Raw genomic sequence first — 13251 nt, 5'->3', positions numbered from 1 at the left:
CTTTACCTCACCTTGGTGTACTTTCCAGGAGCGAAGACTCTGCCGTCGGCAATCTTTGCGCTACCGATTTCTCGAGGGGGGAAAATCATGAGTTTGTCGGCAATCGAAGCAGTGAGTCTGGACCAACTTCCGTTGAACGACGATCCGATCAACGCGGACTGGATCATTTCCGGGGATCCGGTCGCCCGCGCCGCGCAATGGTCTGCCAGCAAGGACGGCACCACGACAACGCACGTGTGGGACTGCACCAAAGGGCGGTTCCGGTGGTACTTCAGCGCCGACGAGATCGTTCAGATCCTCGAAGGATCGGTGACGGTCGAGTCCGCGGGGGTCGAGAAGCGCACTCTGTCTGTCGGTGACGCCGCGCTCTTCCGCGCCGGCAGTTGGTCGGAATGGCACGTCGAGGATTACGTCCGCAAACACGCGATTCTGAGCGTGCCGCTGCACCCGAGCGTGTCGTTCGGTGTTCGGGCTGTCCGCAAGCTCGGACGAACGGTCAGACGCTAGCGGTTCAGATGGCGGAATTGACCATGGATGCTGCAGCCATCTCCATGTAATCGATCAACTGTTGGCGATGTGCGGCGTCCAAGGTCTTCTCGTCGATGGACGCGATCGCAACGTGCATGCAGCGTAGCCACGCGTCCCGCTCGATCGGGCCGATCACGAACGGATTGTGCCGCATCCGCAAGCGAGGGTGTCCGCGCTCGTCGGAGTAGGTGTGCGGGCCGCCCCAGTACTGCTCGAGAAACATCCGCATGCGGCGCTCGGCTGGACCGAGATCCTCTTCCGGATACAGCGGGCGAACAACCTCGTCCTTCGCGACTTCCTCGTAAAACCGCGCGGTGAGCTTGTGAAACGTCTCGGCTCCGCCGACGGCGTCGTAGAAGGTCTGCTGTACGTCATTCATGGCGTGTTCCATTGTGCCTGATGGCGGGCGTGGTCGGTTTCCGGGTCGACCGGAGGTCCGTTCACCCGAAATTCACCGGCAATCCGAGCAATTTTGTGCGAAATGGGAGTGCGTAACCGGAATATCCGTGGTCAACTTGGGGGCAGTCTCCCGGAGGTCGTATGAAGAACCGACACGCTGCACGAAATCACCGACAACTTCAGCCCGCTGGCGGCCGTGGTGCCATCGCTCGCGCAGACGCGCGGCATGAGCACGCGTCAGGGGCTGTTCTGGAAGTTGTTCCTGACGGATTCGGTCAGACCACCGAGTTCGCCACGGATCACGTGGTCCCCGAGTGGATCAAACGCCGAGTGCTACTACTCAATGTCACCTACGAACCGCTGACGGCCCTGCCGGCACGACGGGCCGTGGTCTTGATGGCCTGCGGTAAAGCCGACACGGTTCACGAAGACGAATTCGGACCCATAGTCCACTCTGCGGACTGGTCGGTGCAGGTGCCATCGGTCATTCGCCTACGAACTTATGTGCGCGTCCCGTACCGCGCCCGTATTCCCATGACCCGCGCGGCACTGATGCATCGTGACCATTTCCGATGCGCGTACTGCGGCGCAAAGGCCGAGACCATCGATCACGTGGTACCGCGCAGTCGCGGCGGCGGGCATTCATGGGAGAACTGTGTAGCGTGCTGCGCGCCGTGCAACCACCGCAAAGCCGACAAGATGCTCAGCGAACTGGGGTGGACACTGCGCGCGGAATTGGTTCCGCCCTCCGGTCCGCACTGGCGATTGCTGGCCGCAACCAAGGAACTGCACCCGTCGTGGGTGCCGTATCTCGGTGTCGGTGCCGCCTGACTCGAACTGCCCGGAACAAATTGCTCGATAATTTGTGGCCCTGACGCTGTCCTTCCTGGCGTTCTGGGCTACGTTATCTGGTGTGAGCATTCTCGAGGTAGTACTGATATACGTTGGGATCCCGGCCCTGATCACCGCCTTCTTCGCGGGTGCGTCCTTCCTCGGGAAGAAGACGCCGGGTCCGGTTCCGCCGGCGTTCCATCTGGGTGAGTCGTGGGATCACGCCCCCATCCTGTGGAGTGCTGTCGACGAAGTGACCGTTCGCGGCGGTCACCACGGCAGCGCACACGCGATCGAAGCCGGCTCGGCTGATCTGATTGGAGGAACCGCAAGTGGCAAGTGGTGATCATTCGACAGCGGTCGCAGTAGCGCCCGAAAACCTGCCCGTCGGCAGCGTCATCACGACCAGTGGCCGTATCTCCGGCGTGCATCGTGTGGGAGAGCCGTTCGTTGACGACCTTCCGTTCACGACCAAGGACCTGGTAGCCCTCGACGTCGCGCTGACCGAGGCCACCCGTTCCACCAAGGTGCGTTTCAATGCGTACGTCGGCGACCTGGGCGCAGACCCGGCCGCCGGTGCCGATGCACTGTTCCCGACCACACCTGAGGCGGAGCGTTCGGTTCTCATCGCCGTATCGCCCAACCAGCGTGTCGTAGAGGTCCGCAGTGGCCGCGTCGTTGCCGATCGGGTCACCGACCGCGTTGCGCAGCTCGGCGCAACCGCAGCGGTGAGCTCCATCAGTGAAGGAAACCTGATCGACGGACTGATCAGCGGAATCCGTGTCATGGCAGCAGCAATCTCTGCGCCGTAGTTCGCAGTCCTTGCAGTAAGGCCGGTGCCCGCCTCGATTTCCTCGAGGCGGGCACCGGCCTTTTGTATCAGCTTGCGTCGAACTTTCGGGCGGTGAGCGATCGAACTACACCGGCCTGGCCCTCTACGACAAGGCGACGCAGCGCGGGAGGAATGTCGCCCTCGAGGAAACGATCAGCCGCTGCGACGGACTCTTCACTGACTGACCACGACGGGTACAGACCGACGACGACGGTCTGCGCCACCTCACTCGAGCGGCGTTCCCACACGCCGGCGATGTCGTCGAAATAGCGCGAGACAAAGGGTTCGAGGAGATCGTCCTGTCCTTCGCGCGCGAAACCACCGATGATGGACCGCGCCGTGATGTTGGGCACCGAATCGTCGCCGACCACCTTTGCCCACACCTGCTCCTTCACCGCAGCTTGCGGTCGACCGGCAGCTGCGGCAGCGGCCTGCCTGGCACCTGCCGCAGTCGGGTCGCGCAAGGCCTCGGCGTCGATGAACGGGGTCTCCAGCCCCTCGGCATCCACCTCGCCTGCCGCGGCGAGAGCTCCGACAATGCGCCACCGCAGATCGGTGTCGACAACCAGACCGTCGAGGCCGACGGTCGCGGGGTCGGCGTCGAGCAATTCGTTCAGGACCTCGGTGTGCCACGGGGAGAGCGAAACTCCGGTGAGCGCGTTGACAAATGCGAGTTGGTGATCGGAACCGGCCTCGGCTTCGCGGGCAAGTTCGAGAAGCCGGTTGGCGAAATCCGCCCAGCCTTCGGCCGAGGCCCAGACCGGATCGGCGTAGCTTCCGATGGCAGTCTGTGCTTGGAGCAGGAGGCGTTGAACCACACCGACCTCGGTTTCGGCGCTGATGCCTCGCTGAACCAGAGCGACAAAATCGCGGGCCTTGAGTTCGGCCTGACGAGTCATCTCCCACGCTGCGGACCAGACCAGAGTGCGGGGGAGTGATTCGGCGATGTCGCCGACGCGCTCGATTGCCGTCGAGAGGGACTGCGGATCGAGTCGCACCGAGCAATACGTCAGGTCGTCGTCGTTGAGCAGAATCAATTGACCGCGATGAACTCCGAGAAGCTCAGGAACGTCGGTGGTTTCGGCGGCGTCGAGATCGAGTTCGACGCGGCGGCTCCGCACGAGCTTGCCGTCGACGTCGTCGTAGATGCCGACCGCGATGCGATGAACACGTCGCTCACCGGCACCGGGAGCTGCGCCGTCCTGCAACACGGCAAAACGGGTGAACTTTCCGTCTGCGTCGACGTCGAAGTCGGGGCGAAGGATGTTGAGGCCGGTGGTCTTGAGCCACTGGGTTCCCCAGTCGGAAAGGTCGCGGCCGGAGGACTTTTCGAGAGCGCCGAGGAGGTCGTCGAAGGTGGCGTTGCCGAATGCGTGCTCACGGAAGTACTCCCGCAGTCCCGCGAGGAAGGGATCGAGGCCGACGTAGGCCACCAATTGCTTGAGAACGCTGGCGCCCTTGGCATACGTGATTCCGTCGAAGTTGACCTCGACTGCTGCCAGGTCCGGGATGTCGGCGGCGATGGGGTGGGTGGACGGCAACTGGTCCTGACGGTAAGCCCACGACTTCTCGACGTTGGCAAAGGTTGTCCAGGCGTTCTTGTACTCGGTGGCCTCGGTCTGGCAGAGCACAGACGCGAAAGTCGCAAAGGATTCGTTGAGCCACAGGTCGTCCCACCACGTCATGGTGACGAGGTCGCCGAACCACATGTGGGCCATTTCGTGAAGCACGGTTTCGGAACGACGCTCGTACGAGTAGCGAGTGACCTTGGACCGGAAGACGTAGTCCTCCAGGAACGTCACCGCTCCCGCGTTCTCCATCGCGCCTGCGTTGAACTCCGGGACGAACAACTGGTCGTACTTCCCGAAGGCATACGGCACACCGAAGTTGCGGTGGTAGAAATCGAAGCCCTGCTTGGTTTCGGTGAACAGGCGCTCTTCGTCCATGAACTCGGCAAGTGAGGCGCGGCAGAAGATTCCGAGGGGGATGTTGCCGTGCTCGTCGGAGTAGTTGTCGGTCCACACGGCGTACGGGCCGGCGATGAGCGCAACGAGGTATGTGCTCATCTTCGGTGTTGTGCGGAAGACATGCTTGCCGGGATCGGCGGCAAGGGTTTCCACGACGGCAGAGTTGGAGATGACCTTCCACGAGGTCGGCGCAGTGACGCGGACATCGAACGTGGCCTTGAGATCCGGCTGATCGAAACACGCGAACATGCGCTTGGCGTCGGCGGTCTCGAACTGCGAGTACAGGTACACGGCGCTGTCCGTCGGGTCGACGAAGCGGTGCAGACCTTCTCCGGTGTGCGAGTACACACAGTCGGCCTCGACCACCAGTTCGTTGCTCGCGGCGAGGTCCGTCAAGGCTATTCCGGTGGCCTCGTCGTAGTCGGAAATATCGATCGGGGTGCCGTTGAGCACTGCGGAATGAACTCGGGCAGCGATGATGTCGATGAAACTGCTCGAGCCGGCTGTGGCCGAGAAGGTCACGGTGGTCTTGGAGAAGAACGTCTCCTCACCAGGGGCATCGCTGCCGTCGGTGAGATCGAGTTCGATCAGGTAGTTGTCGACGGTCAGCAGCGCTGACCGTTCGGCTGCCGTCTCGCGTGTCAGGTTCGGTGCGGCCACGAAGATCTCCTCGTCGATGGTGTGGATCTTTATGCGTCCATCCCATCACGGCGGGGACTACTTCGTGATCGCGGACGCCTCCGTCAATGGAACCGAGGGATCTGCCAGGCGCTTCGGATCCACCGGTGCACTCGACGCCACCAACTCCTTGATTGCGTCACCGGCATCCCAGATGTTGACGTTCATTCCCGCCAGAACCTTGTTGTCGCCGTCGAGCCAGAAGGCCAGGAACTCGCGGTTGTCGACGTCACCGCGCGTGACGACGGAGGCGTAGCGGCCATGCGGGGCGTGCCCGACGTACTCCATTCCGAGGTCGTACTGGTCGGTGAAGAAATACGGCATCCGCACGTACTCTGCCGGTTTGCCGAGCATGGTGTCCGCGGCTGTCGCCGGTTGGTTGAGAGCATTTGCCCAGTGCTCCACTCGAATTCGCGCGTTCAGGATCGGGTGCGTCGCCGCCGCGATATCGCCGATCGCCACGACGTCTGGGTCGCTGCTCTGCAGACCCGCGTCGACGAGGACTCCGCCGTCGACCTCGATACCGGCGGCCGTGGCCAACTCGGTGTTGGGGAGAGCGCCCACAGCGATCAGGACGGCGTCGGCGGGAACTACGCTGCCGTCGGCCAGGGTGACGCCGGAAGCAACTCCGTCTGTCACCGCGATGGACTTCACGTCGGTGCTCGTTCGTAGGTCAACGCCGTTCGCGCGGTGCAGTGCCGCAAACACTTCGCCCATCTCCGGCCCCAGCGTTGCTTCGAGGGGAAGACTCGCATGCTCGAGGATCGTCACCTCGACACCGAATCCGCGCGCGGACGCGGCGATTTCCAGGCCGATCCAGCCGGCGCCCACCACAACCAGTTTCTTGTCCGCGGACAGAGCCTTCAGCAGCGCCGACGCCTGGTCGATGGTGCGGATGTAGTGCACGCCGTCGGCGTCCGCCCCTGGAATGTCGAGTCGCCGAGAACGCGAACCGGTGGCGAGCGCCAGTTTGTCGTACGAGAGCGTGGAACCGTCGGGGAGAGTCACGGTGTGCGCAACGGGGTCGAAAGCGGTTGCGGTTGTTCCGGGCCGCAGGTCCACTCGCTGATCGCGGAACCATTCACCGTCGTGGACCGTGAATTCCGGGAGGGTCTTCTTGCCCGCAAAGAACTCCTTGGACAGCGGTGGACGCTCGTACGGCAGATGGTCCTCTTCGCTCAGAAGGACGATGTCTCCGTCGAAATCCCGCTCTCGCAGGGCCTCCGCAGTTTTTGCTCCGGCCAAGCCGCCGCCGATGATGACGAATCTCCGATTTGCGCTCATGGTTGAACCACTCCTTCGCACTCGTGTTCTTTCGACATTACTGGTGAGAGAAGGTGGTTCGGGAGTATGTGGGAAGGATTGGTGGGGGATGATTGTTGCCATGGCGGGGTACGCAATTTTTCGTTCCCGCTAGGACCGTGACCGATAGGGAGTTGTTTACGTGAGTGCAGTCGAGAACAAGAGTGCCGACCGAGCTGATTTCTGGTTCGATCCTCTGTGCCCATGGTGCTGGATCACCTCGCGGTGGATCCTCGAAGCGCAGCAGGTGCGCAACATCGACGCGAAATTCCACGTCATGAGCCTGGCCGTCCTCAACGAAGGACGTGACCTGCCCGAGGAGTACCGCGAGATGATGACCAAGGCATGGGGACCGGTGCGCGTCGCAATCGCCGCTGCGAAGCTGAAGGGCGACGACATCCTGCTGCCGCTGTACACGGCCATGGGAACCAAGATCCACAACGAAGGCAACAAGGACTTTGCCGACGTCATCAAGCGTTCACTCGACGAGGTCGGACTCCCGGCTGAACTTGCCGACGCAGCCGAGTCGACCGAGTACGACGAAGCCCTGCGTGAGAGCCATCATCACGGCATGGACGCGGTTGGCCCCGACGTCGGAACTCCCACCATCCACGTCAACGGCGTTGCCTTCTTCGGCCCGGTTCTCTCGCGCATCCCGCGCGGCGAGGACGCAGGACGAGTGTGGGACGGCGCAGTTGCGCTGGCGAGCTACCCGCACTTCTTCGAACTCAAGCGCACGCGCAACGAAGACCCCCAGTTCGACTGAGTCCAGCAGTGTGAGGGCCGGGTGCGCGCCGGGGGATGAGCCTGAGAGAATTGTCCCCATGCGCGTATACCTGGGTGCCGACCATGCCGGATTCGAACGTAAGAACGAGATCATCGAACATCTCACAGCCAATGGCCACGAGGCCATCGACTGTGGTGCTCACGAGTACGACGCCGTGGACGACTACCCGGCATTCTGCATCGAGGCAGCCAAGCGGGTAGTCGCCGACGAGGGAAGCCTGGGCATCGTCCTCGGCGGAAGCGGCAACGGCGAGCAGATCGCCGCGAACAAGGTTCCCGGCGCCAGGTGCGCTCTGGCGTGGAGCGTCGAAACCGCCAAGCTGGCCCGCGAGCACAACAAGGCACAGCTCATCGGCATCGGTGGACGCATGCATTCCCTCGAGGAATCGCTTGCCATCGTCGACGCCTTCCTTGCCACCGAGTGGTCAGGCGAAGAGCGTCACCAGCGCCGCATCGACATCCTCTCGGAGTACGAGAAGACCGGCGTCGCACCGGCATTGCCGCAGGCCTGATCGAGAAGTAGTCCCGTGCCAGAAGGTCATACCCTGCATCGACTGGCACGGTTGCATGCCAAGAAGTTTGTCGGTTCACCAGTGCGCGTACTCAGCCCGCAGGGGCGATTTGCCACGGACGCGGCTCTGGTGGACGGGCATGTACTCACGTCGTCGGATGCCTGGGGCAAACACCTGTGGCACACGTACGACAACGGTCTGATCGTCCACGTACACCTCGGTTTGTACGGAAAGTTCACCGACAGCGCCCTCCCGATGGAAGAACCGGTTGGGCAGGTCCGGATGCGAATGGTCGGTGCCGGCTTCGGCACCGACCTTCGTGGTCCCACCGCCTGTGAAGTCTTGCTGCCGCCGCAAGTAGCCGCTATCGAAGCCAGGCTCGGCCCCGATCCATTGCGCCGCGACGCGGATCCGCAGCAGGCGTGGGCGCGAATCTCGAAGTCCAAGACGGCAATCGGCGCACTGCTCATGGACCAGGCAGTGCTGGCCGGGGTCGGCAACGTCTACCGCGCCGAATTGCTGTTCCGTCACGGCATCAACCCCGAACGCCCCGGCAACCTCGTCAGCTACGACGAATGGACTGCCATGTGGGCGGACCTCGTCGAACTCATGAAGGTCGGCGTGCGACGCGGAAAAATGCACGTCGTGCGGGCCGAACACGACAACGGCGATCCGGCCTACGCCAAGGATCGTCCGCGCACCTACGTCTACCGGCGCGCGGGATCACCCTGCCGGGTCTGCGGGTCACCGGTCCTTCATTCCGTCATGAAGGCACGAAACCTGTTCTGGTGCCCGGTGTGTCAGGCTGTGTAGACGACCCTGCGGTCTAGAAGTCCATGCCGCCGAAGTCCATCCCGCCGCCGTCGCCGAATCCACTGTCGCCGAATCCGCTGTCACCTGAGTCGTAGCCCTGGTCGCCTTGGTCGTAGCTCTGATCGCCGGCGTCGCCTTGGCTTTGATCACCTGCATCTGCGCCTTGATCTGCGTCGGTATCACCGCCCGCTGCGAAAGCCTCTGCGCCGTAAGGAACTCCGGCCATCCCGGAGAACATGGTCGAGAACAGCATCATCGAACCCAGGCCCCAGGCGCCTGCGACGAGGGCGGGCTTCCACCACGGCTCGGAGTACCAACCGGCCGGAACGGGCCGGCCGGCGACGCGACCGCCGGGGTAGTAGTTGGGGGTACGCGACGACGGGGTAGGCGATGCCGCGACCTTGCGGCCCTCGAACTCGACCTCGCGGGACTCGGTCACCGCGCCGGCGGCTTTCTGGCCGTCGATGGTGGGAACGTCAGGGCCCGGATCCATTCCCATGGCGACTCGTGCCGCGCGAATGTAGTAAAGCCCTTCCAGCGCAGTCTGTTTCGCGAGACGCGCTTGAACCGGGGTAGCGGCCTGATCGATCTGCGAGCCCGCCGCTGTGTAGCGCTCGGCTGCGTCGGCGAGTGCTTGCCGTGACGGTTCGTCGGTGCCGGTGAGGTTGTACACCTGGCCGCCGAGACGCTCGATTGCCTGCCTGGCATCAGCTTTGGCGTCGTCGAGTTGTGTCGCGCTGTGGGTGGAACCGCGTTGCTGGCTCTTCATGACCAGGAACACGACAACAGCCAGAACGACGAGGATGAGAAGAATCGTGGTCACGGGTGGCCTCCGAGCAGTATCGATCCGGACAACTCCAGGATACGGATCGCTGCAACAAAAAATCCGCACCGGCGAGGCCGATGCGGATCTTTGTGGAAGTTTCCCTCCGATGGAGGGGATGACGGGAATCGAACCCGCGTGATCAGTTTGGAAGACTGAGGCTCTACCATTGAGCTACATCCCCGTGCACACGCGAACTCGGGATCGCCGTGTTCGTCGTCTGCGATTCGAAACTGTACCCAATGCGGGCGCGGATTTCATAATCGGGGGGTCGAAAGCGTTCTCACCAGGGGAATCTCCGGCGAGGGTGTGTGGTCGAGGCTCGGTGGCGCCGGTGCGGCCGGAGTTTCGAGCCGGATGCAGGCTGCACGTGCTTACGGCTATCCGTGTACAAATGGTGGGCGGGTTCGTGAGAGAGTAGTGAGCGCGATAAGGTTTGGCGCAGTCGCAAGTACGCGGCTGTTTTCGCGAGCGTGTTCGTAAGAAGCATGTTTGCGAGTAACGGGATGTAGCGCAGCTTGGTAGCGCATCCGCTTTGGGAGCGGAGGGTCGCAGGTTCAAATCCTGTCATCCCGACAAGTACGTATACGAGACTCCACTACTGCACACGCAGGAGTGGAGTGTCGTGCAAGACCACACGAGCAAGACCGAAAACCTGCAGTAAGCCAGTTATGAGCAAGACCAGACGAAGGAGCGAAGTTTCGTGAAGAGCACCGTCGAGCAGCTCAGCCCGACGCGAGTCCGTATCAACGTTGAGGTGCCCTTCGCGGAACTCAAGCCTGATTTCGACAAGGCCTACAAGGCCCTCGCGCAGCAGATTCGTCTCCCAGGCTTCCGTCCGGGCAAGGCCCCGGCCCGCCTCCTCGAGGCGCGCGTCGGTCGCGCCGCTGTGCTCGAGCAGGTCATCAACGACGCTCTGCCGTCGCGTTACTCCGAGGCTGTCACCAGCGCCGGCGTCAAGGCACTCGGCCAGCCCGAGATCGAGGTCACGAAGCTCGAAGACGGCGACGTCCTCGAATTCGCTGCCGAGGTCGACGTGCGCCCCGAGATCGAACTCCCCGATTTCAGCTCCATCAACGTCACGGTCGATCCGATCGAGATCACCGATGAGGCCATCGAAGAGCAGCTGCTCTCGCTGCGTCAGCGTTTCGGCACCCTCACGGGCGTCGACCGTGCAGTCGAGGACGGCGACTTCGTCTCCATCGACCTGTCGGCCACCGTCGACGGCGAGAACGTTGCCGAGGCTACCGCTAGCGGACTGTCGCACGAGGTCGGTTCGGGCCAGCTCATCGAGGGCCTCGACGAAGCCATCATCGGCCTGAAGGCGGGGGAGTCCAAGGACTTCACGTCGACTCTGGTCGCCGGTGAATTCGCAGGCAAGGAAGCTGTTGTCACCGTGACCGTTCAGACGGTCAAGGAGCGCGAGCTTCCGGACGAGGACGACGAGTTCGCTCAGCTCGCCAGCGAGTTCGACACCCTCGACGAACTGAAGGCAGACCTCCGCGAGCGCGTCGGACGCGTCCGCAAGGTCGAGCAGGCCGGCCAGATCCGCGACAAGGTTCTCGAGCAGCTGCTCGAGACGGTCGAGGTTCCGTTGCCCGAGGCCATCGTCAAGGCTGAGGTCGACGCTGCGCTGCACGACGCCGTTCACGGTCTCGATCACGACGAAGAGGCTCTGAACAAGGCTCTCGAAGAGCAGGGCAGCAGCCGCGAAGAGTTCGACAAGGACACGTTGGAGGCCGCTGAGCGCTCCGTCAAGACGCAGCTCCTGCTCGACTCCATCGCGGACGCCAACGACGTCACCGTCGGCCAGGACGAGCTCACCGAGCGCATCCTGTTCCAGGCACAGCGTTACGGCATGGCTCCTGAGCAGTTCATCCAGCAGATCCAGCAGGCCAACCAGCTTGGTGCGATGTTCGCCGATGTCCGTCGCGGCAAGGCTCTCGCAGCCGTCGTCGAGGCTGCCGGCGTCACCGACAGCAGCGGCGCTGCTGTGGACACCGCTGAGCTTTTCGGTAACGGCAAGGCTGACGAGGACGCAGAGGCGTCTGATTCTGCCGAGAGCGAAGACAAGTAAAAAAGCAGGTTATCGGGTGTTTTCACCGCGATCGGCTGCAATGAGTTTTCCGCTTTGAGCGAAGTAGGGCGGCACCGGGACTCCGGTGCCGCCCTACTTGGTTAGTGTCTGTGTCAGCAATTCGTATTTGGCAAAGAAGATCCACATAGAAGGCAGGTACCGTGACTTCCAATCACCTGGAGACTTTGCAGAGTCCCGCCATGACTTCAGCCACCGCTGGGTTGAACCTCAGCGACTCGGTATACGAGCGCTTGCTCCGTGAGCGCATTATTTTCCTCGGTACCCAGGTCGACGACGACATCGCAAACAAGCTGTGCGCGCAGATCCTGCTTCTCTCGGCCGAGGACCCGACGCGAGACATCTCGCTCTACATCAACTCGCCTGGTGGATCCGTCACCGCCGGTATGGCGATTTTCGACACCATGCAGTTCGCGGAGTGCGACATCGCGACGTTCGGCATGGGTCTCGCCGCGTCGATGGGGCAGTTCCTGCTCTCGGCAGGCACCAAGGGCAAGCGTTACGCCCTGCCGCACGCCCGCATCATGATGCACCAGCCGTCCGCCGGTATCGGTGGTAGCGCCAGCGACATCGCGATCATGGCCGAGCAGTTCAAGCACACCAAGCGTGAAATGGCCGAGCTGATCGCTCAGCACACCGGTCAGACGGTCGAGCAGATCACCGCTGACTCGGACCGTGATCGTTGGTTCACGGCGAAGGAAGCCCTCGAGTACGGCTTCGTCGACCATGTCGTCTCTCGTGCGAATCAGGCCGGCGGCACCGGCAACTGAGTCGGTTGATCCGTCCTATTGCTGCCCAATTCATACTTTGGAGAACTGATGACAAACCTTTTCGGAGCTAACTCGCTGGGCGGCCAGGCGCCGTCGGGCCCGCAGTCGCGCTACATCCTGCCCCAGTTCACGGAGCAGACCAGCTACGGCGTCAAGACGTCCGACCCGTACAACAAGCTTTTCGAGGAGCGCATCATCTTCCTCGGCTCGCAGGTCGACGACGTGTCCGCGAACGACCTCATGGCACAGCTGTTGGTTCTGGAATCGCAGGATCCGGACCGCGACATCACGATGTACATCAATTCGCCCGGTGGTTCGTTCACCGCGCTGATGGCGATCTACGACACGATGCAGTACGTGCGTGCAGACATCTCCACCGTCTGCCTCGGCCAGGCCGCGTCGGCTGCTGCTGTTCTGCTCGCCGGCGGTACGCCGGGTAAGCGTTTTGCGCTCCCCAACTCGCGCATCCTGATTCACCAGCCGGCCACCGGCGGTATCCAGGGCCAGGTTTCCGATCTGGAGATCCAGGCAGCCGAGATCGAGCGTATGCGTCGTCTCATGGAGAACACGTTGGCTCTGCACACCGGCAAGGATCCGCAGACGATCCGCGTCGACACCGATCGTGACAAGATCCTCACGGCCGAGCAGGCCAAGGAATACGGCATCATCGACGACGTTCTGGCGTACCGGAAGCTCAGCGCACAGAAGTAGTCGTTTTCCGCCTCGTGTCGACCACCGAAATTCGGTGCGCGATGCGAGGCGGATCGGTCGGGAAGTACCAGGTGGAAGACATGCCTGAACTATTTCCCCGACAATATTCTTGATAATCCGTCGACGAATCGCCGACAACAGGTCGACCGTGGTTCGGAACAACGGGTACCGTCACATCACGGGCTGGTTCTGGATCTGCGTTCT

At 62.6% G+C, this 13251-nt stretch carries 14 protein-coding genes and 2 tRNA genes; 11 read left to right on the top strand and 5 right to left on the bottom strand.

Annotated elements, in window-relative coordinates; translation table 11 throughout:
• The first annotated feature begins 87 nt into the window (after positions 1–87).
• Entirely contained in the window at positions 88–507 is a 420-nt protein-coding gene (locus tag KYT97_RS26260; RefSeq protein ID WP_219111049.1) for a cupin domain-containing protein, read from the top strand.
• A 4-nt stretch (positions 508–511) separates the two neighbouring features.
• On the opposite strand, the gene KYT97_RS26255 is transcribed toward KYT97_RS26260, so the two are convergent.
• A complete protein-coding gene (locus KYT97_RS26255) occupies positions 512–907 on the bottom strand; it encodes a globin (RefSeq protein WP_033233162.1) in 396 nt (131 codons plus the stop codon).
• A 161-nt stretch (positions 908–1068) separates the two neighbouring features.
• On the opposite strand from KYT97_RS26255, the gene KYT97_RS26250 reads away from it, so the two are divergent.
• The 3 genes from KYT97_RS26250 to KYT97_RS26240 all read left to right on the top strand — a co-directional run bounded on the left by KYT97_RS26250 (position 1069) and on the right by KYT97_RS26240 (position 2570).
• A complete protein-coding gene (locus tag KYT97_RS26250; protein ID WP_172936716.1) occupies positions 1069–1758 on the top strand; it encodes an HNH endonuclease in 690 nt (229 codons plus the stop codon).
• A gap of 82 nt (positions 1759–1840) precedes the next feature.
• On the top strand, positions 1841–2104 hold the full coding sequence (gene ctaJ, locus KYT97_RS26245; RefSeq protein ID WP_033233164.1) for an aa3-type cytochrome oxidase subunit CtaJ: 264 nt from the start codon (positions 1841–1843) through the stop codon (positions 2102–2104).
• Positions 2091–2570, top strand: coding sequence for a DUF5130 family protein (locus KYT97_RS26240; protein WP_033232840.1), 480 nt, complete (start codon positions 2091–2093; stop codon positions 2568–2570). The genes ctaJ and KYT97_RS26240 overlap by 14 nt, the downstream gene beginning before the upstream one ends.
• A 67-nt stretch (positions 2571–2637) precedes the next feature.
• Here the strand turns inward: KYT97_RS26240 and pepN are convergent, their stop codons facing one another.
• Both pepN and KYT97_RS26230 read right to left on the bottom strand, forming a co-directional pair.
• Positions 2638–5217, bottom strand: a complete 2580-nt coding sequence (gene pepN / locus KYT97_RS26235) for an aminopeptidase N (protein WP_219111046.1) — start codon at positions 5215–5217, stop codon at positions 2638–2640.
• Between the two features lie 57 nt (positions 5218–5274).
• Complete coding sequence (locus KYT97_RS26230; RefSeq protein WP_219111043.1) at positions 5275–6519, bottom strand: NAD(P)/FAD-dependent oxidoreductase; 1245 nt, start codon at positions 6517–6519, stop codon at positions 5275–5277.
• Between the two features lie 160 nt (positions 6520–6679).
• Between KYT97_RS26230 and KYT97_RS26225 the strand changes: the two genes are divergently transcribed.
• Genes KYT97_RS26225 through KYT97_RS26215 form a run of 3 tightly spaced genes read left to right on the top strand, consistent with a single transcriptional unit; the run spans position 6680 to position 8648 of the window.
• Positions 6680–7303 (top strand): DsbA family oxidoreductase, encoded by a 624-nt coding sequence (locus KYT97_RS26225; RefSeq protein WP_033232846.1) that lies wholly within the window; start codon positions 6680–6682, stop codon positions 7301–7303.
• A gap of 58 nt (positions 7304–7361) precedes the next feature.
• Positions 7362–7835, top strand: coding sequence for a ribose-5-phosphate isomerase (locus tag KYT97_RS26220; RefSeq protein ID WP_033232848.1), 474 nt, complete (start codon positions 7362–7364; stop codon positions 7833–7835).
• Positions 7836–7850: 15 nt separating this feature from the next.
• Positions 7851–8648: an Fpg/Nei family DNA glycosylase gene (locus tag KYT97_RS26215; protein WP_033232850.1), complete on the top strand. Its 798-nt coding sequence runs from the start codon at positions 7851–7853 to the stop codon at positions 8646–8648.
• Positions 8649–8661: 13 nt separating this feature from the next.
• On the opposite strand, the gene KYT97_RS26210 is transcribed toward KYT97_RS26215, so the two are convergent.
• Positions 8662–9417, bottom strand: coding sequence for a hypothetical protein (locus KYT97_RS26210; RefSeq protein WP_045067886.1), 756 nt, complete (start codon positions 9415–9417; stop codon positions 8662–8664).
• A 164-nt stretch (positions 9418–9581) separates the two neighbouring features.
• Positions 9582–9655 (bottom strand) — tRNA-Gly (locus tag KYT97_RS26205).
• A 318-nt stretch (positions 9656–9973) separates the two neighbouring features.
• On the opposite strand from KYT97_RS26205, the gene KYT97_RS26200 reads away from it, so the two are divergent.
• The 4 genes from KYT97_RS26200 to KYT97_RS26185 all read left to right on the top strand — a co-directional run bounded on the left by KYT97_RS26200 (position 9974) and on the right by KYT97_RS26185 (position 13047).
• Positions 9974–10047 (top strand) — tRNA-Pro (locus KYT97_RS26200).
• Between the two features lie 127 nt (positions 10048–10174).
• The gene (gene tig, locus KYT97_RS26195; RefSeq protein ID WP_033232854.1) at positions 10175–11548 is read left to right on the top strand and encodes a trigger factor; all 1374 of its coding nucleotides are present in this window, start codon (positions 10175–10177) and stop codon (positions 11546–11548) included.
• A gap of 200 nt (positions 11549–11748) precedes the next feature.
• Positions 11749–12336 carry an ATP-dependent Clp protease proteolytic subunit gene (locus tag KYT97_RS26190; protein ID WP_007730960.1) on the top strand — a complete coding sequence of 196 codons (588 nt, stop codon included), beginning with the start codon at positions 11749–11751 and terminating at the stop codon, positions 12334–12336.
• 48 nt (positions 12337–12384) lie between these two features.
• On the top strand, positions 12385–13047 hold the full coding sequence (locus KYT97_RS26185) for an ATP-dependent Clp protease proteolytic subunit (protein ID WP_033232858.1): 663 nt from the start codon (positions 12385–12387) through the stop codon (positions 13045–13047).
• Positions 13048–13251: the final 204 nt, after the last annotated feature.

The organism is Rhodococcus globerulus, assembly GCF_019334125.1.
In the GTDB taxonomy this organism is placed as follows: Bacteria; Actinomycetota; Actinomycetes; order Mycobacteriales; family Mycobacteriaceae; genus Rhodococcus_F; species Rhodococcus_F globerula.
This window is presented reverse-complemented; position numbering and strand designations above follow the sequence as displayed.

Excerpts from the sequence above, each read along its gene's own strand:
- KYT97_RS26260 (WP_219111049.1), top strand. The coding sequence starts at position 88 with ATGAGTTTGTCGGCAATCGAAGCAGTGAGTCTGGACCAACTTCCGTTG.
- KYT97_RS26255 (WP_033233162.1), bottom strand. The coding sequence starts at position 907 with ATGAATGACGTACAGCAGACCTTCTACGACGCCGTCGGCGGAGCCGAG.
- KYT97_RS26250 (WP_172936716.1), top strand. The coding sequence starts at position 1,069 with ATGAAGAACCGACACGCTGCACGAAATCACCGACAACTTCAGCCCGCT.
- KYT97_RS26230 (WP_219111043.1), bottom strand. The coding sequence starts at position 6,519 with ATGAGCGCAAATCGGAGATTCGTCATCATCGGCGGCGGCTTGGCCGGA.
- KYT97_RS26220 (WP_033232848.1), top strand. The coding sequence starts at position 7,362 with ATGCGCGTATACCTGGGTGCCGACCATGCCGGATTCGAACGTAAGAAC.
- KYT97_RS26210 (WP_045067886.1), bottom strand. The coding sequence starts at position 9,417 with ATGAAGAGCCAGCAACGCGGTTCCACCCACAGCGCGACACAACTCGAC.
- KYT97_RS26190 (WP_007730960.1), top strand. The coding sequence starts at position 11,749 with ATGACTTCAGCCACCGCTGGGTTGAACCTCAGCGACTCGGTATACGAG.
- KYT97_RS26185 (WP_033232858.1), top strand. The coding sequence starts at position 12,385 with ATGACAAACCTTTTCGGAGCTAACTCGCTGGGCGGCCAGGCGCCGTCG.